25 protein-coding genes are annotated in these 26,689 nt (G+C 74.8%); 15 read left to right on the top strand and 10 right to left on the bottom strand.

Features of this window, described 5'->3' with window-relative positions:
* Positions 1–60 precede the first annotated feature (60 nt).
* Positions 61–1,029, top strand: coding sequence for a UDP-glucose 4-epimerase GalE (gene galE, locus ACVJO7_RS19755; protein WP_491674106.1), 969 nt, complete (start codon positions 61–63; stop codon positions 1,027–1,029).
* 5 nt (positions 1,030–1,034) lie between these two features.
* Here the strand turns inward: galE and ACVJO7_RS19750 are convergent, their stop codons facing one another.
* Positions 1,035–2,228, bottom strand: a complete 1,194-nt coding sequence (locus ACVJO7_RS19750) for a DUF4192 domain-containing protein (RefSeq protein ID WP_491674105.1) — start codon at positions 2,226–2,228, stop codon at positions 1,035–1,037.
* 275 nt (positions 2,229–2,503) lie between these two features.
* Between ACVJO7_RS19750 and ACVJO7_RS19745 the strand changes: the two genes are divergently transcribed.
* Entirely contained in the window at positions 2,504–3,994 is a 1,491-nt protein-coding gene (locus ACVJO7_RS19745) for an FGGY-family carbohydrate kinase (protein ID WP_344028664.1), read from the top strand.
* A 57-nt stretch (positions 3,995–4,051) separates the two neighbouring features.
* Positions 4,052–5,485: a Si-specific NAD(P)(+) transhydrogenase gene (gene sthA / locus ACVJO7_RS19740; RefSeq protein ID WP_344028661.1), complete on the top strand. Its 1,434-nt coding sequence runs from the start codon at positions 4,052–4,054 to the stop codon at positions 5,483–5,485.
* On the opposite strand, the gene ACVJO7_RS19735 is transcribed toward sthA, so the two are convergent.
* Positions 5,486–6,370: a M23 family metallopeptidase gene (locus ACVJO7_RS19735; protein WP_491674104.1), complete on the bottom strand. Its 885-nt coding sequence runs from the start codon at positions 6,368–6,370 to the stop codon at positions 5,486–5,488.
* A 584-nt stretch (positions 6,371–6,954) separates the two neighbouring features.
* Between ACVJO7_RS19735 and ACVJO7_RS19730 the strand changes: the two genes are divergently transcribed.
* The 3 genes from ACVJO7_RS19730 (at position 6,955) to ACVJO7_RS19720 (ending at position 9,209) form a co-directional block, all read left to right on the top strand.
* Positions 6,955–7,767 carry an SGNH/GDSL hydrolase family protein gene (locus tag ACVJO7_RS19730; RefSeq protein ID WP_491674103.1) on the top strand — a complete coding sequence of 271 codons (813 nt, stop codon included), beginning with the start codon at positions 6,955–6,957 and terminating at the stop codon, positions 7,765–7,767.
* 83 nt (positions 7,768–7,850) lie between these two features.
* A complete protein-coding gene (locus tag ACVJO7_RS19725; RefSeq protein ID WP_491674102.1) occupies positions 7,851–8,615 on the top strand; it encodes a glycerophosphodiester phosphodiesterase in 765 nt (254 codons plus the stop codon).
* A gap of 129 nt (positions 8,616–8,744) precedes the next feature.
* Complete coding sequence (locus ACVJO7_RS19720; protein ID WP_344028649.1) at positions 8,745–9,209, top strand: hypothetical protein; 465 nt, start codon at positions 8,745–8,747, stop codon at positions 9,207–9,209.
* Here the strand turns inward: ACVJO7_RS19720 and ACVJO7_RS19715 are convergent.
* From ACVJO7_RS19715 to ACVJO7_RS19705, 3 genes are all read right to left on the bottom strand, one after another.
* Positions 9,182–9,586, bottom strand: a complete 405-nt coding sequence (locus ACVJO7_RS19715; protein WP_491674101.1) for a YkvA family protein — start codon at positions 9,584–9,586, stop codon at positions 9,182–9,184. The genes ACVJO7_RS19720 and ACVJO7_RS19715 overlap by 28 nt on opposite strands.
* Before the next feature lie 59 nt (positions 9,587–9,645).
* Positions 9,646–10,089 (bottom strand): CBS domain-containing protein, encoded by a 444-nt coding sequence (locus ACVJO7_RS19710; RefSeq protein WP_358484483.1) that lies wholly within the window; start codon positions 10,087–10,089, stop codon positions 9,646–9,648.
* Between the two features lie 63 nt (positions 10,090–10,152).
* On the bottom strand, positions 10,153–10,497 hold the full coding sequence (locus tag ACVJO7_RS19705; RefSeq protein WP_358484485.1) for a hypothetical protein: 345 nt from the start codon (positions 10,495–10,497) through the stop codon (positions 10,153–10,155).
* A 293-nt stretch (positions 10,498–10,790) separates the two neighbouring features.
* Here ACVJO7_RS19705 and ACVJO7_RS19700 point away from each other — a divergent pair, with 293 nt between their 5' ends.
* Entirely contained in the window at positions 10,791–11,444 is a 654-nt protein-coding gene (locus ACVJO7_RS19700; protein WP_491674100.1) for a PadR family transcriptional regulator, read from the top strand.
* 7 nt (positions 11,445–11,451) lie between these two features.
* Here the strand turns inward: ACVJO7_RS19700 and ACVJO7_RS19695 are convergent, their stop codons facing one another.
* Positions 11,452–12,750, bottom strand: a complete 1,299-nt coding sequence (locus ACVJO7_RS19695) for an MFS transporter (protein ID WP_491674099.1) — start codon at positions 12,748–12,750, stop codon at positions 11,452–11,454.
* A gap of 163 nt (positions 12,751–12,913) precedes the next feature.
* Between ACVJO7_RS19695 and ACVJO7_RS19690 the strand changes: the two genes are divergently transcribed.
* The 3 genes from ACVJO7_RS19690 to ACVJO7_RS19680 are packed head-to-tail and all read left to right on the top strand — an operon-like array spanning position 12,914 to position 15,299.
* The gene (locus ACVJO7_RS19690; RefSeq protein ID WP_491674098.1) at positions 12,914–13,843 is read left to right on the top strand and encodes a proteasome assembly chaperone family protein; all 930 of its coding nucleotides are present in this window, start codon (positions 12,914–12,916) and stop codon (positions 13,841–13,843) included.
* 32 nt (positions 13,844–13,875) lie between these two features.
* Positions 13,876–14,355: a hypothetical protein gene (locus tag ACVJO7_RS19685; protein ID WP_491674097.1), complete on the top strand. Its 480-nt coding sequence runs from the start codon at positions 13,876–13,878 to the stop codon at positions 14,353–14,355.
* 23 nt (positions 14,356–14,378) lie between these two features.
* Positions 14,379–15,299 carry an alpha/beta hydrolase family protein gene (locus tag ACVJO7_RS19680; protein ID WP_491674096.1) on the top strand — a complete coding sequence of 307 codons (921 nt, stop codon included), beginning with the start codon at positions 14,379–14,381 and terminating at the stop codon, positions 15,297–15,299.
* A 6-nt stretch (positions 15,300–15,305) separates the two neighbouring features.
* Here the strand turns inward: ACVJO7_RS19680 and ACVJO7_RS19675 are convergent, their stop codons facing one another.
* On the bottom strand, positions 15,306–17,612 hold the full coding sequence (locus ACVJO7_RS19675) for a thiamine pyrophosphate-binding protein (RefSeq protein WP_491674095.1): 2,307 nt from the start codon (positions 17,610–17,612) through the stop codon (positions 15,306–15,308).
* A gap of 204 nt (positions 17,613–17,816) precedes the next feature.
* On the opposite strand from ACVJO7_RS19675, the gene ACVJO7_RS19670 reads away from it, so the two are divergent.
* From ACVJO7_RS19670 to ACVJO7_RS19650, 5 genes are all read left to right on the top strand, one after another.
* The gene (locus tag ACVJO7_RS19670) at positions 17,817–18,308 is read left to right on the top strand and encodes an Lrp/AsnC family transcriptional regulator (RefSeq protein WP_491674094.1); all 492 of its coding nucleotides are present in this window, start codon (positions 17,817–17,819) and stop codon (positions 18,306–18,308) included.
* Positions 18,305–19,108: a DNA/RNA non-specific endonuclease gene (locus ACVJO7_RS19665; protein WP_491674093.1), complete on the top strand. Its 804-nt coding sequence runs from the start codon at positions 18,305–18,307 to the stop codon at positions 19,106–19,108. The genes ACVJO7_RS19670 and ACVJO7_RS19665 overlap by 4 nt, the downstream gene beginning before the upstream one ends.
* A 22-nt stretch (positions 19,109–19,130) precedes the next feature.
* Positions 19,131–20,450 (top strand): serine hydrolase domain-containing protein, encoded by a 1,320-nt coding sequence (locus tag ACVJO7_RS19660; protein WP_491674092.1) that lies wholly within the window; start codon positions 19,131–19,133, stop codon positions 20,448–20,450.
* Between the two features lie 201 nt (positions 20,451–20,651).
* Positions 20,652–22,529, top strand: coding sequence for a BCCT family transporter (locus tag ACVJO7_RS19655; RefSeq protein WP_491674091.1), 1,878 nt, complete (start codon positions 20,652–20,654; stop codon positions 22,527–22,529).
* 279 nt (positions 22,530–22,808) lie between these two features.
* Positions 22,809–24,521: a hypothetical protein gene (locus tag ACVJO7_RS19650; RefSeq protein ID WP_491674090.1), complete on the top strand. Its 1,713-nt coding sequence runs from the start codon at positions 22,809–22,811 to the stop codon at positions 24,519–24,521.
* A gap of 7 nt (positions 24,522–24,528) precedes the next feature.
* Here the strand turns inward: ACVJO7_RS19650 and ACVJO7_RS19645 are convergent, their stop codons facing one another.
* The 3 genes from ACVJO7_RS19645 to ACVJO7_RS19635 form a co-directional block, all read right to left on the bottom strand.
* On the bottom strand, positions 24,529–25,494 hold the full coding sequence (locus ACVJO7_RS19645) for an NADPH:quinone oxidoreductase family protein (RefSeq protein ID WP_344028614.1): 966 nt from the start codon (positions 25,492–25,494) through the stop codon (positions 24,529–24,531).
* Positions 25,495–25,561: 67 nt separating this feature from the next.
* A complete protein-coding gene (locus ACVJO7_RS19640) occupies positions 25,562–25,870 on the bottom strand; it encodes a hypothetical protein (RefSeq protein ID WP_344028611.1) in 309 nt (102 codons plus the stop codon).
* A 121-nt stretch (positions 25,871–25,991) separates the two neighbouring features.
* Positions 25,992–26,420, bottom strand: a complete 429-nt coding sequence (locus ACVJO7_RS19635) for a hypothetical protein (protein WP_344028610.1) — start codon at positions 26,418–26,420, stop codon at positions 25,992–25,994.
* Positions 26,421–26,689: the final 269 nt, after the last annotated feature.

Here is a 26,689-nt window from a genome sequence, read left to right as displayed (position 1 = left end):
ACGCACCGGGGGCGGGGTGAGAGGCTCGCACCGTCGGATCGGCACGGTGGGAGGACCGGAGTGAAGCTGCTCGTCACCGGTGGGGCGGGGTACGTCGGCAGCGTGTGCGCGGCACACCTGCTCGCAGCCGGGCACGAGGTCGTCGTGCTCGACGACCTGTCCACCGGGCACCGGGACGCCGTGCCCGCCGGAGCGACCCTCGTCGAGGGCGAGCTGGGCGCGACCGCGGGCGAGGTCCTGGCCGAGGGCTCCTTCGACGGCGTGCTGCACTTCGCCGCACGGTCGCTGGTCGGTGAGTCGGTCGAGAAGCCGGAGCGGTACTGGGACGGCAACGTCGTCGCCTCGTTCCGGCTGCTGGAGGCGATCCGCGAGCACGCGGTGCCGCGGCTGGTCTTCTCCTCGACCGCGGCCACCTACGGCGAGCCGGACCGGGTGCCGATCCCGGAGATCGCCGCGACCCGGCCGACCAACCCGTACGGCGCGAGCAAGCTCGCCATCGACCACATGATGACCTCGTACGCGCACGCGCACGGCCTCGCCGCGACCAGCCTGCGGTACTTCAACGTCGCCGGGGCGCACGTGGGCGGCGGGCACCGGCTCGGCGAGCGGCACGCGACCGAGACCCACCTCATCCCGCTGGTCCTGCAGGTCGCCGCCGGCACCCGCGAGTCCATCTCGATCTACGGTGACGACTGGCCGACCCCCGACGGCACCTGCGTGCGCGACTACATCCACGTCGACGACCTGGCCGACGCCCACCTGCTCGCGCTGGACCACGCCACCCCCGGCCGGCACGACATCTACAACCTGGGCAGCGGGCACGGGTTCTCCGTGCTGGAGGTCGTCGAGACCTGCCGCCGGGTGACCGGGCACCCGATCCCGGCGGTCGTGGCGCCGCGCCGCCCCGGTGACCCGGCGGTGCTGGTCGCCGCCGGCGACCGGGCGGCCGAGCAGCTGGGCTGGAAGCCCTCGCGCACCGAGATCGAGCGGATCGTCGCCGACGCGTGGGAGTTCGCCCGCAGCCGCTGACCCGCTCACCGGGAGCCGCCCGGGCCGCCGGTGCCGAGCATCGCGGTGAGCAGCCGTCGCAGCCCGCCGGGGCCCGCGTACGGCGACCGCTCCCCCGGTGTCGTGGCGCCGCGCAGCGAGGTGTCCACCACCGCGGCGAGCACCTGGTCCGGCCGGTCGGTGAGCGCCCGTTCCACCGCGAGCGCGGCCAGCGGCCCGTCGCCGCGCAGCAGCGCGCAGACCGCCAGCAACGCCGCCGGATGCGCCCGCCCGGGCGCGGGCAGCGCGCGGGTCAGCGCCGCCCACAGCTGTTCGGCGTGCGGGGCCTGCGCCCCGAGGCACCGCCGCAGCGCCTCGTCCCGGAACGCCGGGTCGCCGAACGCGGCCCGGAACCGCCGGGCGGACCCGTCGTCGATCGCGAGCCGCCCCCGGGCGGCGTCGGCCAGCGCGGCGTCGAGCAGCGTGCGCCCGGCCGGGCCTCCGGACACGTCCACCGGCGACGGGTCCGCGGCCAGCCGCTCCCGGCGGGCGCGGTCGGTGGCACCGCCGGCCAGCTGATCGCGGACGGCCGCCCGGTCGGGGAGCACCGCCCGGCCCTCCAGCACCGCGGCGGCCGCCGCGAACGCGGTGGCGGCCGGGCCGGGCACCACCCCCGAGCAGTCGCACACCTGCCCCGGCAGCGGGTAGCAGCTCCAGCGGTCGCCCTCCCGGGTGCCGGCCGCCCAGAGCACGGCGAGCGGGACGATGCCGGCCCAGCCGAGCGCGCGGCGGGTGGCGACCGCGACGTCGCGGCGGGTGCGGCGGGCGGGCCGGGCCGGTGTCCGCGCACCCCGGACGACGACGGCCACCGCCTCCGCCGGGCCGTCCCCGGACAGCACCGACACGGCCTCGTCGCACACCCGGCGGACCTGGTGCGGGGCCGGCAGGTCGACCCGCAGGGTGAGCCCCACCCGCCGCCCGCCGCCCGGCCCGCCGATCGCGACCAGGACCAGCGAGTCCTCCGGATGGAAGCCGATCAGCACCGGGATCGCGGCCAGCACCTCCCCGGTGTCGCCGAGCCGCAGCCGTGGCCCGGCCGGGCCGCCGGCCGGCGGATCCGGCGGTGCGGCGCCCGGGTACGGCCGGGCCGGTGCGGGGCTCGGCACCGGCGGATCCGCCGGTGGGGGAACCGGGCGGATCCCGGGCGGTGCGGCGGGATCGGGCTGGGCGGGGATCGTCATGCGGCGATCCTGCGACGGCGGGCCAGGGTCCGCGACGGTGCCGGCCCGCGGGCTGTGGACAACCGGCCTCGCGGCCACTTCCGGAGGGGGTCTCGTGGACAGGTCCGGCTCCGCGGGCCGCGGAGCGCCCGGACTGTCGGACCGGTCTGCTATCGGCGGCGCGGCCGGTGCCCGGCGGCAGCACCGGACGCACCCCGCCCGGCACCCCGCAACCTGCACCGATGTTCTGCCCGGCAGCGCTGCGCGGCACACCCCGGGGAGGGTAGGAAAGTCCCATGCAGGTCTATCTGGGCGTCGACATCGGGACCTCCGGCTCGAAGGGCGTCGTCGTCGACACCGGTGGCCGGCTGCTCGCCCGGGCCGATCGCGCCCACGACACCGCCCAGCCCCGCCCGGGCTGGGTCGAGCACGACGCGGAGACGATCTGGTGGGGCGACTTCACCGGGATCGTCCGGGAGCTGCTCGCCGCCGTCCCTGACGCGGAGCCGGCCGGGCTCGGCGTGTCCGGGATCGGCCCGACGCTGCTCCCGGCGGACGCCGACGGGCGCCCGCTGCGCCCGGCGATCCTCTACGGCGTCGACACCCGGGCCGGGGTCGAGATCGACGAGCTGACCGCCGAGCTGGGCGCCGAGGCGATCCTCGCCCGGGCCGGGACACCGCTGTCGTCGCAGGCGGTGGGCCCGAAGTGGCGCTGGCTGGCCCGGCACGAGCCGGAGGTGCACCGGCGCGCGTCGCTGTTCCTGATGTGCTCGTCGTACCTGGTACACCGGCTCACCGGCGAGTACGTGCTCGACCACCACTCGGCGAGCCAGTGCGACCCGATGTACGACCTCGCCGCCGCGGACTGGGCGCACGACTGGGCGGAGCTGACCGCCCCGGGGATCGAGCTGCCCCGGCTGCTGTGGCCGACCGAGGTGGCCGGGCAGGTGAGCGCCGCGGCGGCCGCCGAGACCGGGCTGCCGCAGGGGCTGCCGGTCACCGCCGGGACGGTCGACGCCTGGGCCGAGGCGACCAGCGCCGGCGTCACCTCACCCGGCGAGGTCATGGTCATGTACGGCACCACCATGTTCCTGATCGAGGTGATCGACCGGGCGCACCCGCACCCGGCGATGTGGACGACCCGCGGCGTCGTCCCCGGCAGCACCACCCTCGCCGCCGGGATGGCCACCTCGGGCGCCATCACCAACTGGCTGCGCGACCTGACCGGCGAGGGTTTCACCGAGCTGGTCGCCGAGGCCGCGCAGGTGCCGCCCGGCAGCGGCGGGCTGCTGCTGCTCCCCTACTTCGCCGGCGAGCGCACCCCGCTGTTCGATCCGGACGCCCGCGGCGTCCTCGCCGGACTGACCACCGGGCACACCCGGGGCGAGGTGTACCGGGCGGCGCTGGAGGGCATCGCGCACGGTGTCCGGCACAACCTGGAGGTGATGCGGCAGGCGGGCGGCGGCACGAAGCGGCTGGTGGCGGTGGGCGGCGGGGTCCAGGGTGGACTGTGGACGCGGATCGTCACCGACGTGACCGGGGTGCCCCAGGACGTCCCGGAACAGACCGTGGGGGCCGCGCTGGGCGACGCGTGGCTGGCCGCGGTCGCGACCGGCGCGGAGCCCGAACTGCGCAGGTGGAACCCGGTCGCCCGGACGATCGAGCCGGATCCGGCGGCCCGCGAGATCTACGACCGGTACCACCCGCACTACCGCTCGCTGTACACCGCGACCCGGGAGACCGCGCATTTCCTCGCGGAGGAGCGCCGCCGGGCGTACCAGGCGTGACACGCTGTTCACGCGCGGGCTGTTGCCCGGTGCCCCGGCGGCGATGAGGCTGGTCGCGTGACCGACCCGGAGGTGCACCCCGTGTACGACTACGACCTGGTGGTGATCGGTTCCGGCCCCGGCGGGCAGAAGGCCGCGATCGCCGCGGCCAAGCTCGGCAGGCGCGTCGCCATCGCGGACCGCGGGCACATGATGGGCGGCGTCTGCGTCAACACCGGGACCATCCCGTCGAAGACGCTGCGCGAGGCCGTCCTGTACCTGTCCGGGTTCAGCCAGCGCGAGATGTACGGCGCGAGCTACCGGGTCAAGGCCGAGATCACGATCGACGACCTGCTGGCCCGCACCCGGCACGTGATCGGCCGGGAGACCGAGATCGTCCGCAACCAGCTGCTCCGCAACCACGTCGACATCCTCACCGGCACCGCCCGGTTCACCGACCCGCACACGGTCGTCGTCGAGGGCGCCGGGCGGGGCGACCACAACCAGGTCAGCGCGGAGAAGTTCGTGATCGCGACCGGGACCCGGCCGGCCCGGCCGGACACGGTCGCGTTCGACGGCGAGCGGGTCGTCGACTCCGACCAGGTGCTGGAGCTGGGCCGGGTGCCCGGCTCGATGGTGGTCGTCGGCGCCGGGGTGATCGGGATCGAGTACGCCTCGATGTTCGCCGCGCTGGGCACCCGGGTCACCGTGGTGGAGAAGCGGGACACGATGCTCGGCTTCTGCGACCCGGAGGTCGTCGAGTCGCTGAAGTTCCACCTGCGCGACCAGGCCGTGACGTTCCGGTTCGGCGAGGAGGTGTCCTCGGTCGAGGTGAACGGGAAGGGCACCGTCACCAGCCTCGCCAGCGGGAAGAAGATCCCGGCCGACATGGTCATGTACTCGGCGGGCCGGCAGGGGCTGACCGCCGAGCTGGACCTGGAGAAGGCGGGCCTGAGCGCCGACCCGCGCGGCCGGATCGAGGTGGACAAGCAGTTCCGGTCCACCGTGGAGCACATCGCCGCGGTCGGCGACGTGATCGGGTTCCCGGCGCTCGCGTCGACCAGCATGGACCAGGGCAGGCTGGCCGCCTACCACCTGTTCGACGAGCCGGTCCGCCAGCTGCACGAGCTGCAGCCGATCGGGATCTACACCATCCCGGAGATCTCGTTCTGCGGGCACACCGAGGCGGAGCTGACCTCGGCCGCGGTGCCGTACGAGACCGGGCTCGCCCGGTACCGGGAGCTGGCGCGCGGCGCGATCGTCGGCGACTCCTACGGGATGCTGAAGCTGCTCGTCTCCGTGGAGGACCGGACGCTGCTCGGCGTGCACGTCTTCGGGACGAACGCGACCGATCTGGTGCACATCGGGCAGGCCGTCATGGGCTGCGGCGGGACCGTCGACTACCTGGTCGACACCGTCTTCAACTACCCGACCCTGTCCGAGGCGTACAAGGTGGCGGCCCTGGACGCGACGAACAAGATCCGCGCGCTGGAGAGCGTGCAGAAGTCCTGATCAGGTGTAGGAGAAGCCCCTGGCGTCCAGCCACGGCTTCGGGTTGATCTTCGTGCCGCTCGGGTCGATGACCTCGATGTGCAGGTGCGGCCCGGTCGACTGGCCCCGGTTACCGACCTCGGCGATCTGCTGCCCGGCGGTCACCCGCTCGCCCACCGACACCAGCGAGCGGTTGATGTGGCCGTAGACGGTGATCGTGCCGTCGTCGTGCTGCACCCGGACCCACATGCCGAACCCGCTCGCCGCGCCGGAGCTGATCACGGTGCCGTCGATCGGGACGTTGATCGGGGTGCCGATCGGGGCGGCGATGTCCAGGCCCATGTGCTGGGAGCCCCAGCGCGAGCCGAACCCGGAGGTGACCCGGCCGGACACGATCGACACCGCGCCACCGGCGACCGACGGGCTCTCCAGCGAGCCGGTGGCACCGGCTGCCCGGGCGGCCTCGGCGGCGCGGGCCTGCTCGGCGGCGGCCTCCTGCACCTTCGCGATCGAGGCGACGGCGCCGTCGACGGCGTCCGCGGCACTGGAGTGCACGCCGGCTCCGGCGATGACGGTCTGCGCGGCGACCGAGGCGCCGCCGGCGGCCGGGGTGGCCAGCGCGGCGATCGTGCCGGGATCGGCGATCGGCGCGGCGGCGGGGACCGCCTCGGGCGCCGCCAGGCCGGCCGTGGCGCCACCGCCGGTGAACGCCGCGGAGGCGGTGTCCAGCCAGCCGGTCACCGGGGCGGGGAGCCCCTCGCCGCCGGCCGAGGCGTGCGCGGCGCCGGCGAGACCGCCGACCGCGACGACCGCGGCCGCGATCCGGGTGCTCGCGGAGTAGCGGGGGCGGTCCTCGGCGCGGCGGGAGCGCCGGACGTGCGGACCGGACGGGAACGCGCCGGCCATGTCTCCGACCCCTGCCACCGCGAACTGCGGGGACAGGAGCCCGAGACCCGCGGGCCGACCCTGGGGGGAGCGATGCCGTGCCACATCTTCCTTCCGGATCGCGGAACGGCGGACAACCCGTGGGGAGCGGGGCAGCCCGTCGGGGGGTCGGGCTGCGTCCGGTTCGTGACCGTTCCGTGATCTGACGCCGACGCTAGCCCGCCGCCCCGCGAGGGCAAACCCGAACGAGTGATGACGAGACCACTGGAAGCCGTCGGGCGGTGAGCGGACGCTGGGTGACGAGAGCGGCCATCACCTGCCGTTCACCGCAGGGACAACCGGTCGGTGCGCCGAAAATCGTCACTCCACCTGCGACGACGGGATCGCGCACCGGACGGGCGAGTGGTACGTCCGTTTGCCGCCCTGCGCTGCCGGTCACTCAGCGTGGTCGAGCGGGCAGGGCCGGGAGCTGCGCCGACGCCGCGGACGCCGCCGGCCGGCAGCTCCCGCGCACCCGTTCGGCCCACCGGTGCCGCACGGCCCGTACCGCCCCTCACCCGGAACCGCGATTGCCCGCCCGTCCCCCGCCGGGTTGGCTGGGACGTGTGCGCCGACTCCTGGTCCCCGTGCTGGCCGTGCTGCTGCTCGTCGGCCTGGCCCCCGCGGCCGTCGCCGCCCCGGGCGCGTCGGCGCAGCAGGCGACCCGCTACGTCGCGCTCGGCGACTCCTACGCGGCGGGCGTCGGTGCGGCCACCGACCCGGCGAGCGGGGAGTGCCTGCGCGGGCCCGACGCCTATCCCGCGCTCTGGGCGGAACGGCACGGGCCCGCGTCGTTCAGCACCGTCGCCTGCAGCGGAGCGACCAGCGGCGAGGTGCTCGCCCGCCAGGTCAGGACGGTCTCCGCGGACACCGGCCTGGTGACGATCACCGCGGGCGGCAACGACACCGGCTTCGGCCCGGTGCTCGCCACCTGCAGCACCGCCCCGGACGACGAGGCCTGCTTCCGGGCGGTCCGCGGCGGTGAGCGGATCGCCGAGCTGTTCGCACCGGGCGGGCTGATCTCGGTGATCGTCGCGGTGCGGCTGCAGGCACCGGACGCCCGGATCGTCGTCCTCGGCTATCCGCGGCTGTTCGAGCCCGGCGCGGCCTGCGACGTCCCGGGCGTCCCGAACGCGGCCCGCCGGGAGGCGCTCAACCGGGCCGCCGACACCCTGAACGACGCGCTCGCCGACGCCGCGCAGCGCTTCCGCGGGCAGTTCGTCGACGTCCGCGACTCGTTCGCCGGGCACGGCCTGTGCGGCGCCGAGCCGTGGATCAACCCGCCCGCCGCGGGCAGCCCGGCCGCCTACCACCCGACCGCCGCCGGATACCGGGACGGCTACCTGCCCGCCCTCGACGCCGCCGCCGCCCGCCCGTGACCCGTGACCGGTTCGGCCCGGTGTCATCCCGGCGCCGTCCGGCGTGCACCGGGCCGACCGCCCGGCCCGGCAGGATCGGCGACATGCGACACCCCTCCCCCGCCGGACCGGGCCCGGCCGTGCAGGTGGTCGCCCACCGGGGCGCCTCCGCCGACGCCCCGGAGAACACCCTCGCCGCCGTCGACGAGGCGCTCGCGCAGGGCGCCGACTCGATCGAGGTCGACCTGCAGCGGACCGCCGACGGGCAGCTGGTCCTGCTGCACGACACCACCCTCGCCCGCACCACCGACGTCGCCCGGGTCCTCCCGGACCGGGCCGCGGAACCGGTCGGGACGTTCACCCTCGCCGAGCTGAAGCGGCTCGACGCGGGTTCCTGGTTCGGTCCCGGGTTCGCCGGGGAGCCGGTCCCCACCCTCGGCGAGCTCCTCGCCCGCGTCGGGGACCGGGCCGACCTGCTGATCGAGCTGAAGGACCCGGCGTCCTACCCCGGCATCGAGCAACAGGTCGCCGACGCCGTCGGGGCACCGCGGGCCGACGTCGCGGTGCAGTCCTTCGACCACGACGCGATGCGCCGGTTCGCCGCCGCCGCCCCGGACGTCCCGGCGGGCCTGCTGTTCGACAGCCGGCCCACCGACGCCGAGCTGGACGCCGCCGCGGCCGTCGCCGACCAGGTGAACCCGAGCTTCCGGGTCACCGACGCCGCGCTGGTCGCGGCGGTCCGGGCCCGCGGGATGGAGACCGGCGTGTACACCGTCAACTCCGGGACCGACCTGCGTCGCATGATCGACGCCGGGGTGCACCGGATCATCACCGACGTGCCGGGGGTGCTGCGGGCGCTGCTCGGCTGACCCGTCCGGCCGGGAGGCCCGCCTGGGACGAGCGGCACACCGCCGATCGGCAGGTCACGACACCCACCTCACAGGCCCGGACCTAGACTCTCCGACACCCCGATCGGTGGTGGTGAGTGGAGGAACCCGATGACGGCTGTGCGGCGGTTCGTGCTGCTCGTTCCGGCTGCGCTGGTGCTGCTCGCCGGCTGCGGCGGTTCGCTCGCGACCCAGCCCGGCACGTCCCGCCCGGCGACGACCACCCAGGCGCAGGCGACGACGCCGTTCTGTGACGCGGTGCAGGCCAGCCGCCAGGCGACGCAGCCGGTCGGTGGGCTCGGACTCGGCCGCGGACTGGACGACGTCGAGGCGGTCGCCTCCAACGTGCGCCGGGCCAACCAGCAGGTCACCGCGCTGGCCCCGCAGGAGATCCGGTCGGACTTCGACCGGGTCAACCAGATCGTGGAGCGTCAGCTGCAGCTGCTGGAGGCGAACGGCGGCGACACGATCGCCGTCGCCCGCGACCCGGAGATCGCCGAGGCCCGCAGCGACCCCGAGTACCAGGCGGCCAGCCAGCGGATCAACGACTACGTCCGGTCGAACTGCGAGACCTGACCGCCGTCGACGACGACCGGCGGCCCGGACCGCCAGCCGAGGTAGCGGTCGGCCTCGACCAGCAGCGCGCCGCCCAGCCACATCGCGACGATCGCGTCGTCGCCCAGGCCGAACACGGTCAGGAACGCCTCCGGGACCAGGTCCACCGGCGACACCAGGTAGGCCAGCGCGAGCAGGAACAGCGCCAACCGGCCCTTCCCCAGGTGCGGGTAGCTGCCGCGCCAGGCGTCGCCCAGCATCGAGGGCAGCGCCCGGACCCGCTGGGCGGGCCCGGGCTCACCGGGGGCGCCCCGCCGGGTGAGGGCACGGAAGAGCGTCGCGAACGCGGCCGTACGGCCGGCACGACGACCCGCGGTCGAAGCAGATGCAGCGCTCATGCCCGGTGCAACGCCCGGGCCGCGCCCGTCGTTCCCGGTGGAACGGTGATCCTCCGGGATCAGTGTGAGGCGATGTAGATGTCGCGCAGCACCCCGGCCTCGGTGCTCATCTCCGCCAGCCGCTGCTTCACCACGTCCCCGATGCTGATCATGCCGCGCAGCCTGCCGTTCTCCACGACCGGCAGGTGCCGGTGCCGCCAGCGGTTCATCGAGGCCATGACCTCGGCGATCGAGTCGTCCGGTGCGCAGGTGACGACCTTGCGGGTCATCACGTCGGCCACGGTGAGCCGGGTCAGGCCGGCGCCGTCGGTGGCGAACCGGCGGACGATGTCGCGTTCGGAGATGATCCCGGCGACCCGCTCGCGGAACCCGTCGTCGGACACCACGAGTGCCCCGATCGCGGGTGGCCCGGCCAGCCGGGCGGCCGCCTCGGCGATCGTGTTCCACGAGAGCACCGTGTGCACCGTGTCGCCCTTGATCCGCAGGATGTCGGAGACCTTCATCGCGTACCTCCATCGCCACCGCCGGAGCACCGAGTGTCCGCCCGGCGGGCGGCGTTGCGCAAGCTAACGATCTGGCCGGCGCACCCGTCGCACCACCAGTACCGCGCCGAGCCCGGCCGCGAGCGCCCCGCCGGCGAACGGCGCCGCGGCGCGCGCCATCTCCCCCGCCCGCACGACGAGCGCCTCTCGGCGGTGGGCGATGCCGGCCGCCAGCCGGTCCAGGCTCGCCCGCAGCTCGGCGGCGGCGCGGACGACCTGGTCGTCGCGGCCGTCCGCGTGCGCGGAGAGCCGGTCGCGCAGGACCGCCGGTGAGACCTCGCTGAGGTCGAGCTCCTCGGCCGAGTCGGACACCTCCGCGGTGCCCGCGGTGTCCCCGTCGGCCGGCCTCCGCCGGTCGTGACGCCCCACGACGCCCCCTCCCCTCGCCGGGCCCGGCCGGTCCGGGCCCGTCCGGCCAGTCAACGGCATCGGGCCGGGCCGGGCCAGCGGCGACGCGGCACACAGCGAACTCTCAGACGTATCTCGTTGCAACGGCGACGCGTCGCGATATATCGTGATGGCACACGAGCCGATCGAAGAGGAGGCTCGCGACGAGAGGAACACACGTCATGACCATGCGAGACGTGCACGGTCTCCGGCGGCCGTTCGGCCGGCCCGGACGGTTCGGACGACCCGGCCCGCGCGGCCGCGAGGAGGCATTCATGAACGACGACCAGGCAGACCACGAGGGTGACGACCCGCGCCGCGGCCGTCCGCACCGCGGCGGCCCGCACGGCCGCGGCCGCGGTTTCGGCCCCGGCGGGCCGTTCGGCCCGGGCGGCTTCGGCGGCCCCGGCGGCCCCGGCGGCTTCGGGCCCGGTGGGTTCGGCCCCGGCGGGCGGGGGCGCGGCTTCGGCCGCAGGCGGACCGCCCGCGGTGACGTCCGGGCGGCGGTGCTCGCCGTCGTCGCCGACGCGCCGCGGCACGGCTACGAGATCATCCAGGAGATCACCGCCCGGACCGGCGGCCGGTGGAAGCCGAGCCCCGGCTCGGTCTACCCGATGCTGTCCCAGCTGGAGGACGAGGGCCTGGTCCGCTCCGAGCAGACCGACGGCCGCCGCGTCGTCCACCTCACCGAGGAGGGCACCCGGCACGTCGCGGAGCACCGCGCCACCCTGGACGCGGTGTGGGCCCCGTTCGCCGACGACGCGGAGGCCGCGGCCGACGACCCGGCCACCGGGCTCGGCGACGAGCTGGCCCGGCTGCACGCGGCCGCCCGGCAGGTGGCCGCCGCCGGGACGCCCGAGCAGGTCACCGCGGCCACCGAGGCGCTGACCGCGGCACGCAAGGCGCTGTACCGGCTGCTGGCCGAGTGAGCCCGGATCACGGGGTCCGCCGGCGCCGCCTCAGCACCTCGCGCAGCGGCGGCACGATCGTGCCCTCCTCCGCCAGCACCCGGCGGGCCCGGCGGCGCGCGACGAGCACCCCGGCGACGGTGATCGCCCAGATCGGGAACTGCACGAGCCAGGCCACCCGGAACGCCTCCGGGGTGTAGCCGCCTGAGATCCCGAGCACGGCGCCGACCAGCAGCGTCGTCAGCAGCGATGCGGTGAACCCGCCGACGTTGACGATGCCGACGGCCGTTCCGCGCCGGTGCTCGGGATTGAAGGTGCGGGCGTAGTCGAACCCGACGGCCGAGCACGGCCCGTTCGCGGCGAGCACCACCACCAGCAGCACCAGCAGCCACAGCGGGGCGGGCGGCGGCACCAGCAGCACGATCGCCCACACCACGGCGGTCGACCCGATCACCGCCAGCACCAGCCAGGACCGGCGCAGCGGGTGCCGGGCGGTGAACTCGCCGAACACCGGCCCGGCGACGGCACCCGCGGCGACCAGCACGGTCAGCATCGCCGAGGCGCCCGCCAGGCTCATCCCCTGCCCGGCGACGAGGTAGGGCACCCCCCACAGCAGCGCGAACACCAGGCCGGAGAACTGGGTCCCGGCGTGCGACCACAGCCCGAGCCGGGTCCCCGGGTGCCGCCAGGCCCCGGCCAGGCCGTCGAGCACCTCGCGCGGGCTCGCCGCCGGGGCCGGCTCCGGGCTGCCCGGCGGCCGGTTCACGAACACCGCCGCCACCGCGATCGTCGCGACCAGCCCGGCGGCCGCGGCGGCGAGGAACGCGGTCGTCCAGCCGTGGCCGTGCAGCAGCGTCGCCAGCGGGATCGCCGACAGCACCTGCCCGGACTGGCCGAGCAGCGCGGTCAGCTGCGTCATCAGCGGCACCCGGCGGGCCGGGAACCAGACCGACACCACCGACAGCACCGAGATGAAGGTCAGCGCGTCGCCGATCCCGACCAGCACCCGGGCCGCGATCGCCAGCGGCAGCGCGGTCGCCAGCGCGACCAGCACCTGCGCCGCGGTCATCGTCACGGCGCCGGCCAGCACCATCGCCCGGGCACCGAAGCGGTCGAGCAGCAGGCCGACCGGCACCTGCAGCGCGGCGTAGACGAGCAGCTGCAGCACGAGGAACCCGGCGAGCACCGTCGGCGAGGCGTCGAACCGCTCCGCGGCGTCCAGCCCGGCGACCCCGAACGAGCTGCGCTGCAGCACCGCCACCGTGTAGGCGAGCAGGCCGGCCGACCAGACCAGGTAGGCGCCACGCGGCGCCGAGAACGTTGCCATGACGAACGACCATTCTGCGGCATCCGGGCCCGCCGCACGCCCCCGGCCGACCAGCGTCACACCCGGCCGGGCCGCGGCCACCGGCAGCACCGGCCGCCGTCCGGCTAGGGTCGGGCCGGCGGCGGGCCCCGGCCGTCGCGGACGCCACCACACGGAGGACCCGGTGCTCGATCCCGCTCAGCTCTACCAGGTCGACCCGGCCGCGCCGCACCTCGACGAGCCCGTGCTGATCGTCGTGCTGGACGGGTTCGTCGACGCCGGCAACGCCGGCGCGCTCGCCGTCGGCGCGATGAAGGACGAGCGGGAGGTCAGCCGGGTCGCGAGCTTCGACATCGACCAGCTCGTCGACTACCGGTCGCGGCGCCCCCCGCTGCGCTTCGAGACCGACCACTGGGCCGACTACGACCCGCCCACGCTCGAGGTGGTCGCGCTCCAGGACACCGGCGACACGCAGTACCTGCTGCTCGCCGGGCCGGAGCCGGACACCCAGTGGGAGCGGTTCGTCGCCGCGGTGGGCCTGCTCGCCGAGCAGCTCGGCGTCCGCCTGGTGATCACCCTGCAGGGCATCCCGATGGCGGTGCCGCACACCCGCCCGATCGGCGTCACCGCGCACGCGACGCGCCCGGAGCTCGTCGAGGGACACCAGCCGTGGTTCGCGACCGCGGACGTCCCGGGCAGTGCGGCCGCGCTGCTGGAGTACCGGCTCGGCCAGGCCGGACAGGACGCGATGGGCTTCGCCGTGCACGTCCCGCACTACCTGGCGCGCTCGGCCTACCCGCAGGCCGCCCGGGTGCTGCTCGACCACGCCGGTCTCTCGGCGGGCCTCTACCTGCCGACCGAGACGCTGACCCGGGCCGCCGAGCAGGCGGACACCGAGATCGCCGAGCAGATGGCCGAGTCCGACGAGGTCGTCCAGGTGGTGAAGGCGCTGGAGGAGCAGTACGACCAGGTCGCCGCCGCCCGCGAGGCCGGTGACCTGACCGACGGGCTGGAGGGCGGCGAACTCCCCAGCGGCGACGAGCTGGCCGCGGAGTTCGAGCGGTTCCTGGCCGAGGGCGGCGACGAGCCGCCGCACGAGCCGCCCGCCCCCTAACACCGCGGGCGCGGCGGACGAGTGTCCGCCGCATGGAGGGCTGGACCGACTTCGGGGTCGCCGTCACCGGTGCGGGGGCGGCACTGATCGGGCTGCTCTTCGTCTCGATGTCGATCAACATCCGGTTGATCGTCGACACCGCGGAGCTCCCGACCCGCTCGGGTTTCGCCGTTCTGCTGCTGGTGCTGCCGACGCTGTCGGCGATGCTGCTCACCGTGCCGCAGGGCCCGGCCGCGTACGGCGTGCAGCTGCTGGTCCTGCCCGCCGTGCTCGGCCCGGGCGTGCTCTACCTCGCCCGGCCGGGAGCCCGGCCGCCGCAGCAGGCGGTGGCCGTGCGGCTGGTGTCGACGGTCCTCCCGGCCGCGGTCACCGTCGGCGGCATCGCCGCGGCCGGCGCGCTGCTGGTCGCCGGCCGGCCGGCCGGTGCCTACGGCATCGTCGTCGCCACGGTCGGCGCGATCGGTGGCGCGCTGGTGAGCACCTGGGTGCTGCTGGTGGAGATCCTGCGGTGACAGCTGCGCCGAGGGAGGAACCGATGGGACTCTTCGACGCCCGGTTCCGGGACAGCGCGCACGCCCAGACGGCCACCTTCCGGGCCGCGGCGGAGCTGTTCGACCGGCCGCCGCAGATCCTCGGCATCCCCTACCGGGACACCACGCTGCCCGGCTACTTCTTCCGCGCCGGCGACGGCGACGAGCCCCGGCCGACGCTGATCCTCACCGACGGCTACGACGGCACGGTCGAGGAGCTCTGGTTCGCCAACGGCGCCGCGGCACTCGACCGCGGCTACCACGTGATCGCGTTCGACGGCCCCGGCCAGGGCTCGGTGCTGCTCGACCAGGGCATCGTGTTCCGGCCGGACTGGGAGAACGTGGTCGGCCCGGTGCTGGACCACGTGCTGGAGCTGCCCGGTGTCGATCCGGCCCGGATCGCGTTGATGGGCTGGAGCTTCGGCGGGTACACCGCCCCGCGGGCGGCGACCGCCGAGCACCGGCTCGCCGCCTGTGTGTCCGACAGCGGGCCCTACGACCTGCTGGGCGCGCTCCGGGCGCGGATCCCGCGGCCGCTGACCCGCAACCTCCCGCACGGCACCGTGCTCACCCGCCCGGTGCTGGCCGCGGCGCTCCGGTCGGTGCTGCGCAGGCCGAGCGCCGGCTGGTCGCTGCGCCGCAACCTGTGGGTGCACGGCGTCGACGACCCGCTGGAGCTGCTCGGTGTGCTGGCCGACTACACCCTCGCCGGGCGCGAGCACCTGATCCGCTGCCCCACGTTCGTCTGCCGCACCGCGGGCGACGACCTCACCGCGGTCGCACCGACGTTCGCCGCCCGGCTGACCTGCCCGTCGCGCTACGTCGAGTTCGGCCCGGCCGACGGCGTCACCGGGCACTGCGAGATGACCGGCCGGGCGGTGTTCCACCGGGAGGCGTTCGACTGGCTGGACGAGGTCCTCGCCTGATCCCGGCTACTGCAGGTCCAGTGCCGCCCCGACGACGGCGTCGGCGTCCAGCCCGTGATGGGCGTAGACCGACGCGAGATCACCGGACTGGCCGAACCGGGTCACGCCCAGGTGGGTGGCCGGCACCCGGTTGATCCCGGCCAGGAACGCCAGCGTGTGCGGGTGCCCGTCGAGCAGGGTGACCAGCGGTGCGGCGCGCCGCGCCGGGAACGCCGACTCCAGCACCCACGGCTGCGCCTGCGGCCGGGCCGGGCGGCCCGCCCTGGCCTGCACGGCGTCGAACAGCAGTCCGGGCGCGGTCACGCAGACCACGTCCACCGCGTGCCCGAGCGCCGTCAGGCGGTCGGCGGCGGCCAGCGCCTCGGTCAGCAGCGGCCCCATCGCGGCGATCGTGAGGTCCGGCGCGGTGCCCGCGTGGCGCAGCGGGTACGCCCCGGCGACGACCTGGCGGCGGCGCCGCTCGCGGGCCGCCGGATCGGACGGCACCGCGGCCAGCGACTGATCCACCGGCCGGGTCGACAGCCGCAGGTAGGCCGAGGTCCCGTCCGGGCGCCCGAGCCGGGCCAGCGACGCCAGCAGGGTCCACTCGACGTCGATCGCGAACGCCGGCTCGTAGGTCACGCAGCCGGGTTGCTCCAGTCCCACCGACGGGGTGGTGATCGACTGGTGGGCGCCGCCCTCCGGGGCGAGCGACACCCCGGACGGCGTGCCGACCAGGATCGACTGCCCGCCGGCGTAGATGCCGAACGACCACGGCTCCAGGGCCCGCTCGACGAACGGGTCGTAGAGCACCCCGATCGGCAGCACCGGGCGCCCCCAGCGCGACCAGGTGGCGCCCAGCTCGCCGAGCGCGCCGACCAGGTTGCCCTCGGCGATGCCCAGCTCCAGGTGCTGGCCGGTGGGCCGCTCGCGCCAGTGCAGGATTGTCTCCGGGTCGTCGTCGAACCAGTCCCGGCGCTCGGCGCTGGACCACACGCCGACCTTGTTCACCCAGCCGCCCAGGTTCGTCGACGACGACACGTCCGGGCACAGCGTGACCACCCGGCCCGCCGCGTCGGGCGCCTCCCGGGTCAGGTCGAGCAGGGCGCGGCCGAGCGCGGCCTGGGTGGTGGCCCGGCCGGACGGGGTGCGGCCGATGTCGGTCGGCAGCGCGGGCACCGGCTCCGGCACGGCCGGCTCCCGGCGCAGCCGCTCGGCGGTCCGGGCGCACAGCAGCCCGGCCGGGCTCGCGGGATCGAACCGCCGCCACGGGTCGTCGACGTCGGCGCCGACCGTGTCGGCGAGCTCGCGCACCTGCTCGGCGGTCAGCAGCGAGCCGTGGTTCTGCGGGTGGCCCGCGGTGGCCAGGCCGTAGCCCTTCACGGTGTAGGCGAGGATGACCGTCGGGCGGGTGTCGTCGATCGCGTCGAACGCCTCGCCGAGCGCGGCCGGATCGTGCCCGCCCAGGTTCCGGACGGCGGCCAGCAGCGTCGCGTCGTCCAGGTCCTCGATCAGCCCGGCCAGCCCGGCGCCGTCGGGCACGCCGTCCGGGAGCCGCTTGCGGACCTCGGCGGCGTCGCAGCGCAGCAGCCGCTGGTACTCCGGGTTCGGCATGGCGTCGATGCGTTCGCGCAGCGCGTCACCACCGGGGCGGGCGAACAGCTCGTGCAGCAGCCGGCCGTACTTCACGGTGAGCACCTGCCAGCCCGCGGCGCCGAACATGCCCTCCAGCCGCGGCGCGCCGATGTTGGGGACCACCCGGTCCAGCGACTGCCGGTTCAGGTCGACGACCCAGACGACCTCGCCGAGCTCGCCGACCATCGGATCCAGGATCGCCTCCCAGACCGCACCCTCGTCCAGCTCGGCGTCGCCGACCAGGGAGTACTGCCGCCCCCGTCCTGCGCCGCCGAAGTGCGAGTCGACGTAGCGGCGGGCCAGCGCCCCCCAGATCGGGGCGGTCGCGCCGATGCCGACCGAACCGGTCGAGTAGTCGACCGGGTCCGGGTCCTTGGACCGCGACGGGTAGGACTGCAGCCCGCCGAACGCGCGCAGCGTCGGCAGGTACGCCTCGTCCAGCTCGCCGAGCAGGTAGTTGATCGCGTGCAGCACCGGCGACGCGTGCGGTTTCACCGACACCCGGTCGGCCGCCCGCAGGTGCTCGAACCAGAGCGTGGTCATGATCGTCACCAGGGACGCCGACGACGCCTGGTGCCCACCCACCTTCAGCCCGCTCGGGTCGCCGCGCCGGTTGGCGGCGTCGATGATCGCGGTCGACAGCCACAGCACCCGCTGCTCGATGTCGGCGATCGTCCCGCGGTCGTCGGTGTCGGTCATCGGTGTCTCCAGCTCCCTCGCCGGCGTGGTGGCCGGGGACCACGCACGTTGCACCAGCAGCTCACCACCACTCCGATGACTGCACAACCGACGGGCCGGGAACTGAGCAGAATGCACGCGGGCGGCCTGGACAGGACGGCGCCGGGGCGGCAGAGTGCGCACCGCACGGACGGCCCGTGGGTGGGCAGCAGGGTGAGCAGGAGAATGGACGGCAGGGTGCGCAGCGAGCTGGACGGCCACGACGCCCGCCTGCTGCTCGCGCTCGCCGAGGACCCGCGGGCGACCGTGCTGGCGCTCGCCGACCGGGTCGGGCTCTCCCGCAACACCGTGCAGGCCCGGCTGGCGAAGTTGGACCGGCTCGGCGCGCTGGACACCTTCGAGCGCCGGATCGACCCGGCGGCGCTGGGCTACCCGCTCACCGCGTTCGTGACGGTGCGGGTGGTGCAGCGCGAGCTGGCCGCGGTCGCCGATGCGCTGGACCGGGTCCCCGAGGTGCTGGAGGTGCACGGCGTCTCCGGCGCCGAGGACCTGCTGGTGCACCTGGTCGCCCGGGACGCCGACGATCTCTACCGGATCGCCGGGCACCTGCTCGCCATCGACGGTGTGGAGCGGACGTCGACGTCGCTGGTCATGCGCTCGCTGGTCGGGTTCCGCACCGCCCCGCTGCTGCACCGGCTGGCCAGGGGGGTGCGGTGAGCGGTTTCGATCCGGACTTCCTAGGTGTGCCGGCGCCGATGCCGGTCGCGCCGCCCGGCGTCGCGACGGTGCCGCTGGACTACACCCATTTCGCCACGCTGCACCGGCCGGACCGCAGGCTGGCCGCGGCGACCGCGGTGATGATCGACGGCGCGGCCCTGCGCCCGGTGCCGCGCTCGGACGACTGGCGGCTGGACGACCGGGTCCCGGCCGACGCGCAGGCCGGTCCGGACATCTACACCGGCAACGACCTCGACCGCGGGCACCTGGTCCGGCGGGCCGACCCGGCCTGGGGCGAGCAGGCGGTCGCGGAGCGGGCGAGCGACGACACCTTCCACTACACCAACGCCGCACCGCAGGCGTCGGCGTTCAACCAGGACCGCGAGCTGTGGCTCGGGCTCGAGGACCACCTGCTCGACCACGCCGCCGAGCACGGCCGCAGGCTGGTCGTGTTCACCGGGCCGGTGCTCGCCGACGACGACCCGGAGTACCGCGGGCTGCTCGTCCCGCGGCTGTTCTGGAAGATCGGCGGCTACCTGACCGGGGGCGCGCTGGGCACCACCGGGTTCCTGCTCGACCAGTCGCCCCGGCTCGGCGACCTGCGCCGCGCCCCCGGCGAGCCGCCGCCGCTGAGCGGCTTCCGGACGTTCCAGGTGCCGGTCGCCCGGATCGCCGAGCTCACCGGTCTCGATCTCGGGCCGCTCACCGGCGCCGACCGGATGCCGGTCGGCGAGCCGGTGCCCGCCACGCTCGCCGATCGCGCCGTCCGGCTCACCTCCTACGCCGACATCGCGCTCTGAACCCGCCCGCTACCGTCGTCGTGTGCTCCCCTCGACCCAGCGCACCCTGCTCGCCCGTGTCGCCCGCGCCCAGCGCGACGGCCGTGTCCCCGCGCTCGTCGCGGGCGTCGTCCGCGACGGCGCACTGGCCTGGCACGCCGGCCGCGGGAGCTTCCCGGACGGCGCGGCGCACGACGACGTCCAGTTCCGGATCGGGTCGATCACCAAGACGGTCTGCGCCGTGACCGTGCTGCGGCTGCGCGACGAGGGCTCCCTCGATCTCGACGACCGGCTGGACCGGCACCTGCCCGGGACCCCGCTCGGCGACCGGACGCTCGGCCAGCTGCTGTCGCACCTGGCCGGTGCCGGTTCGGAGAGCCCCGGGCAGTGGTGGGAGCGGGCGCCCGGCGGCACGCTCGACGAGCTCGGCCTCGGTGAGGCCGACCGGGTGCTGCCCGCGGCCCGCCGCTTCCACTACTCCAATCTCGGGTTCGGCCTGCTCGGCGAGGTCGTCGCGCGGGCCCGCGGCGCGGCCTGGGCCGAGGTGGCGCGCGAGGAGGTGCTGCTCCCGCTCGGGATGACCCGCACCTCGCCGAGGCCGCAGGAGCCGGCGGCTTCGGGCCGCGCGGTACATCCGTGGGCCGAACTCACGCTGCCCGAGCCGGAGCACGACGCCGGAGCGATGGCCCCGGCCGGGCAGCTCTGGTGCACGGCCCGCGACCTGGCCCGGCTCGGCGCGTTCCTGCTCGGTGACACCAGCGGCGTGCTGGCCCCGTCCACCGTCGAGGAGATGACGCTGCCCGCCGGCATCGACGCGTCGTCGCCGGTGTGGGCGGGTTACGGCCTGGGTGTGCAGGTGCTGCGGGTCGAGGGCGGGGCGACGCTGATCGGGCACGGCGGGTCGATGCCCGGGTTCCTCGCCGGGCTCTGGGTGGACCGCGAGGAGGGCACCGGCGCACTGGCGATGGGCAACACCACCTCGGGCCTGGACTCGGGGCTGGCCGCCGGGCTGCTCACCGACGTGAAGGCGGCCGAGCCGCGGATCATCGACGAGTGGGCGCCGGAGCCGTCGCCGGTGGACCCGGCCCTGCTCGGCCCCTGGTTCTGGGGCCCGTCGCCGTACGCGCTGCGGGCGGTCCCCGGCGGGATGCTGCACCTGGGCGGTCTCGGACGGCCCGGTCGCTCGTCCCGGTTCCGGCCGGGCCCGGACCGCAGCTGGATCGGGCTGGACGGTTATTTCGCCGGTGAGACGCTGCGGATCGCCGAGGACCACCTGTGGCTGGCCACGTTCGTGTTCACCCGGACACCCTACGATCCGGCGGCGCCGGTTCCGGGTGGTGTCGACGGTTCCGGATGGCGATAAACGGCAGCAAAGCGGACAAAATTTCAACGATATCGAATTGAAACAGTCAGCCGCACCACTCTGACCTGCACGGACCAATTCGGGCGGGTCGCTCCGTCACCACAGCATCGTCCGGTTTTCCTACACTCCCCCCGCAAGGATGTGCACGATCGAGCGTGCTCGACCAGGGAGGGGGAAACGCCCGAACGGGCGTGACCTGGAATGACACAGGTGGAACCACGCGCGGATTCCGGCCCGGCCGGATCCGATGAGGGTCGGTCGCGCACCGACTGGACGATCTTCGGAGTGGGCGCGGCACTCGCGCTGCTGTTCGTCGTGTGGGGCATCGTGTCCCCGGACAGTCTCGGCGCGACCGCCCAGACGATGCTCGACGGGCTGATGCGCGGCGGCGGCTGGGGGTTCGTGCTCGCCGCGACGGCGTTCGTGGCGTTCGCGCTGTTCGTGGCGTTCAGCCGGTTCGGCCGGATCAGGCTCGGTACCGACGTCGAGCAGCCCGAGTTCCGCACGGTCTCGTGGATCGCGATGATGTTCTCCGCCGGGATGGGCATCGGGCTGATGTTCTTCGGCGTGAACGAGCCGCTCTCGTTCTTCACCACCTCCACGCCGCCCGGTGTCGCCGAGCCCGGGACGACCGAGGCGATGCAGGTCGCGATGGCGACATCGCTGTTCCACTGGACGCTGCACCCCTGGGCGATCTATGCGGTGGTCGGGCTCGCCATCGCCTACTCGACGTTCCGCAAGGGCCGCCGGCAGCTGATCAGCCAGGCGTTCATCCCGCTGATCGGGCGCCGCACCGCCGAGGGGCCAATCGGCAAGGCAATTGACATTCTGGCGATCTTCGCGACCCTGTTCGGGTCGGCCGCCTCGCTGGGCCTGGGCGCCTACCAGATCGGCGGCGGCATGCAGACCGTCGGCTGGTCGGACGGTCCGGTCGGGCCCGGCACCCTGGCCGCGATCATCGTGGTGCTGACCGCCGCGTTCGTGCTCTCCGCGGTGTCCGGCGTCGCGCGCGGCATCCAGTGGCTGTCCAACACGAACATGGTCCTGGCCGGTGTGCTGGCGCTGTTCGTGTTCGTCGCCGGACCGACGGTGATCATCCTCGATCTCATCCCCACCTCGATCGGCGCCTACTTCTCCCAGTTCTTCGAGATGGTCGGGCGCACCGAGGCGGTCGGTGGCGAGCCGATGCTCGAGTGGCTGTCCAGCTGGACGATCTTCTACTGGGCGTGGTGGATCTCCTGGACCCCGTTCGTCGGGATGTTCCTGGCCCGGATCTCGCGGGGGCGCACCATCCGCGAGTTCGTCGGCGGCGTCATCCTCGCCCCGTCGCTGGTCTCGCTGGTCTGGTTCTGCATCTTCGGCGGCACCGCGATCACCCAGGCGCAGCAGGGCGTGCAGTTCTCCGAGGACTCCAACGTCCAGCTGTTCCAGGTGCTGGGCGCCTACCCGTGGGCCACGGCAACCGGCATCCTGGTGATGATCCTGGTCGGGATCTTCTTCGTCTCCGGCGCCGACGCCGCCTCGATCGTGATGGGGACGCTGTCCCAGCGCGGCACCATCGAGCCGAACCGCTGGGTGGTCATCTTCTGGGGTGCGGTGATGGGCGCCGTCGCCGTCCTGATGCTGCTGACCGGCGGCGAGGACGCGCTGGGCGGCATCCAGAACCTGACCATCCTGGTCGCGGCCCCGTTCGTGATCATCATGGTGCTGCTCTGCTTCGCGCTGTTCCGCGACCTGCGCCGCGATCCGGTGGTGCTGCGCGAGCTCAAGGGCGCCGAGGTGATCGAGCAGGCCGTCGACTGGGCCACCGACCGGCACGGCGACGACTTCTTCGTCAAGGTCGGCGCGTTCCCGAAGGACCGCGTCGAGGAGGAGGCACCCCCGGGCGGGTACCGCAACGGCCCCGGCACCGGGCCCGGCTACACGATGACCGAGCCCGGCGAGGGCCCCGTCGATCCCGGTCCCGAGCCCGAGCCCGCCGACACGGCGTCCGAGAAGGCGTCCGGCGCGGTGCCGGACCCGGGTCCGCCCGCGGAAAGCGACGCCGAGCGGAAGGACAGCCCGGTCGGCGGCGACTGACCGATCCGGCGGCACCGCTCGCCGCACACCGGCCCGGCCGGACACCCCACGCGGGGTGTCCGGCCGTCGTCGTCCGTGGGAGGGTCTCCGGGAGGGCGCGTCGGGGGGAACCGTCGCACCGGTCGTCACCGACCGCCCACCGACGGTGAGTGGTTCGGCGTGACCCGCGATCGGCGCGCTCGTTGCACCTTCTACGACCCGGCGTGCAGGCCCCCGCGCGCGCCGGAGATCATCACCGTGCTCGGCGAACGGACGGAGGGACCTGACACAGTGGGCCGGATGCGTCTCGTGTTCACCCCCGGGGACGACCAGGGGTACGCCGAGGCCCGGAGCCGGCTGCTGGAGCAGTTCCTCGTGTGGGCCCGGCGGCACCGGGTCGAGGTCGACACCGCGCTCGTCGCCGCGGCCGTGGACTACAAGTACTCCCGGGACCGCAGGCTGGGCCGGTGGACCCGCCCCCAGGTGGCCGACGCGCTGGGGATGTGGTTCCCGCGCAAGGTGACCGTCCTCGAACCGGACGACGTCGCCCCCGCCTTCCACGCCCTGATCGACTTCCTGGACGACCACGACTGGTTCGATCCGCGGTCCGCCCCGCCCGACGCACTGCACCGCCAGGTGCTGGACTCGACGCCCGCGCTGCACGACGGGCTCGCCGACGAGCGCAACTACGATCTCGGCAAGTTCTGGGGCGTGCAGCTGCACCGCAACGGGATCGACCCCGCCGATCCGGTGGCCGTGCAGCGCTTCCTGGACCGGGCCGGCTCCGGCGAGGCCGACGTGGACCGGCACGCGCTCGCCGAGATCATGCGCCGGGAGGCCGAGCGCCCGCCGCGCACCGAGTGGAGCCCGGAGCTCCCGCCGGTGCCGATGCCGGGCGCGGCGGCACTGGTGGAGGCCGCCGAGCGGTCCGATGCGCTCGATCTGCTGCGGAAGCTGACCGTGTGGGTCCGGGCCGGGCGCCGGCTGACCTCCGACGGCAGGCTCGGCCGGGCCGACGCGCTCGATCTCGCCGCGCACCTGCAGCTCGACCACATCTACCGGGAGACCGCCCGCACCAGCGACGACCTGCCCGAGGTCTCGCTGCTGCTGCGCTGGGCCCGGGCCGCCCGGCTGGTCCGCGTCGTCCGGGGCAGGCTGTTGCCGGTGAAGAGCGCCGGGCCGCTGCTGAACCGGCCGATCGAGCTGTGGCGCAGGGTGTTCGAGTCGGTCGGCAGGCTGGGCGACAACCTGGGCGGCACCGACGTGTTCGGCGCCCCGTCGCTGTTCGGGATGTCGATGTCCGAGGCGTTCCCGGTGCTGTGGGTCAACCTCTACGCGGCCGGCGGCGGCCCGGTCCCGCTGGAGCACTTCCACCGCCAGGTCCGCGACACGGTCAACGACGACGCGGGCTGCGTCGTCGACGACCTGGCCGGCGATGTCGAGCAGCGGCTGTGGCGGCGCGACGTCACCGCGCTGCTCGACGCCTGCGAGCTGCTCGGCGCGATCGAGCTGACCGAGACCCTCGACGCCGACGAGCTGGACGCGCTGTCCCAGGTGGCGCACCGCGACGACCCGGATCCCACGGTCGTCGAGCTGACCCCGATGGGGCTGTGGGCGGTGCACGAGTACCTGCTGGAGCAGGGCATGCACGTCCCGGCGCCGGGCGAGCTCGCCGACGAGGACATCGAGTACCTGTGCGTGCGGATGGGCGGGGTCCGCGAGGAGATCGCCCGCGCCGAGGTCGTGCTGTGGGCGCTGTCCCGGGAGCCGGGCGACGCGGTCCGCGAGCTGGACCGGTTCCTGCGCCGCTGCGAGGTGCCCGCGCACCGGGCGCTCGCGCTGCACGCGCTGGGCGAGACCGGACCGGCCGGCCGGGCGCTGGCCGCCCGGCACCGGCTGCACGTCGCCGAGCCGGCCCCGGCGCCGGCGCCGCGGGACCCGGGTGCGGGCCGCCCGGCGGCCGCGCCGCACCCGAGGACCCCGGTACGGCACAATCTGGAGCCCGCAGGCTGAGGCCCGCTCAGACCTCCAGGACGACCTTGCCGGTCACCACCCGGTCGTCGATCCGGGACAGGGCCGTCGCGGCGTCGTCCAGCCCGAAGCGTTCGCTGATCAGCGGGTCCAGCGCGCCGGAGCGCAGGTGCGGGACCAGCGCGTCCCACTCGGCGCGGACGAACCCGTCGCGGGACAGCGCGTAGGCGCCCCAGCCGACGCCGCGGACGTCGATGTTGTTGAGCAGTAGGCGGTTCACCTTGACGGTCGGGATGTCGCCCGCGGTGAACCCGACGACCATCAGCCTGCCCAGCGGGGCCAGGCAGCGCAGCGAGTCGGTGAACCGGTCGCCGCCGACCGGGTCGACCACCATGTCGACGCCGGCGCCGCCGGTGATCTCGGCGACCGCGTCCTTGAACCCGTCGACGCCGACCGTGTGCGCCGCCCCGGCGCGCTTGGCCACCTCGGCCTTGGCCTCGGTGGAGGCGACCCCGATCACGGTCGCACCGAGCGCCGCCGCGAGCTGCACGACGGCGGTGCCGACGCCGCCGGCCGCGCCCTGCACGAGCACCGTCTCCCCCGCCTTCAGCGCGCCCCGCGTCTCCAGGGTGAAGTGCGCCGTGAGGTAGTTCATCGGCAGGCAGGCACCCTCGGCGAAGCCGACGCCGTCGGGCAGCGGGAGCACCGTGTGCTCGGGGACCGAGAGCGTCTCGGCGAACACGCCGGACATCGTGAAGGCGACGACCCGGTCGCCCGGCGCGAACCGGCTGCCCGGCTCCGCCTCGCGGACCGTGCCGGCGCACTCGGAGCCGAGCGTGAACGGCGGGTCCGGCCGGTACTGGTACTGCCCGCGGGTGAGCAGGACGTCCGGGAAGTTGACCCCGGCCGCGGCGACGTCGATCAGCACCTCGCCGGCGCCGCGCACCGGCGGCTCCACATCGTTGATCCGGACCGCGGACGGCCCGTCCAGCTCGACGACCTGCACTGCACGCACGTGTTCTCCCTGCTGTCGCTCGACGGCGGTGTCCCCGCCATCGAACCACGCGCGCGCGGAGCGGGCCCTAGATCGGCTGGGCGTCCCCGTAGCGCGGCGAGCGCGGATCGCTCAGCGCGTCGCACAGCTCGGAGAGCCGGTGGTCGATGCGGTCCTGGACGCGCTCCAGCGCGTCCAGCTCCAGCATCAGATCGAGCGCGTGGCCGGTGCTGTCACCGGCGAGTGCCCGCTCCAGCTCGGCGCGGCGCTCGGAGGTGCGGCGACGGCAGGCGTCGGCGGTGGCCTTGTGGGCGGCGAGGCGGGCGCGGGCGGTCTCGGCGAGGCCGGGGCCACCGGAGACGGTGGCGACTCGTTCCTCCAGCAGGTGCGGGTTCACGGGACCCTCCTGATGCGTCGGCGTGGTGGTGAACGCGACGGCTTCGAGTGACCGTCGCCACACCCACGCTAGACGATCAGCGTGTGCTGCGCATCACATCCAGGTCAACACGTGGTGCCGGTCAGTCGCCGCGGCGCGGGCGCGGGATCAGCTCGGCCGGGCCGCGCCGCCGCTCGGCGACCAGGTCCGTCGTCAGGTGGAAGTGCCCGCGCCGGGACCGGCGGCACAGGTAGGCCCGCTGCGGCCGGCCGCCGAGGGCCTCCAGCTCGCGGGCCGCGCACTCGGCGGCGTCCCGGTCCGGGTAGATGACCTTGCCGTCGCTGCCGGGGGCGGTGCCGACGCCGGTCCGCTCCCGCTCCTCGATCTCCCGGCGACCGGGCCGGCAGACCTCGGGCCGGCCGGACCGCATGAGCCGGGCGTAGCGGGCCAGCACCCGTCCCCGGCCGGCGTCGGCGACGCCACGGCCGGACGGGAGGGTCTCCACCGAGCGCCGCGCAGCCGGGATCAGGCCCGGGTGCACCGCCGGGGTGCCGTCGAACTGTCCGTCCATGTCGCCTCCACGTCGCCGTCACTTGTGGATCGCTGGGATCATCCTGCCTCGTTACCACTCCCCGTGGAGTCCCACGATCGTGTCATCCATCACCGCTGAGCAACCCGATCCGGTGACGGAGCGTCATGTCCGGTCGCGATCCGGCGCGCCTGATCGGCCGCTCGCGGCACGGCCGGCCGGGTTGTCACACCACCGGGTACGACCGTCCGCGCCACACTGTGCGCCCGTTCGCCCGCACGTATCCTGGTCGTCCGGCTCCGTGCGTGACG

Source organism: Pseudonocardia sp. DxW (genome assembly GCF_058448985.1).
This window is presented reverse-complemented; position numbering and strand designations above follow the sequence as displayed.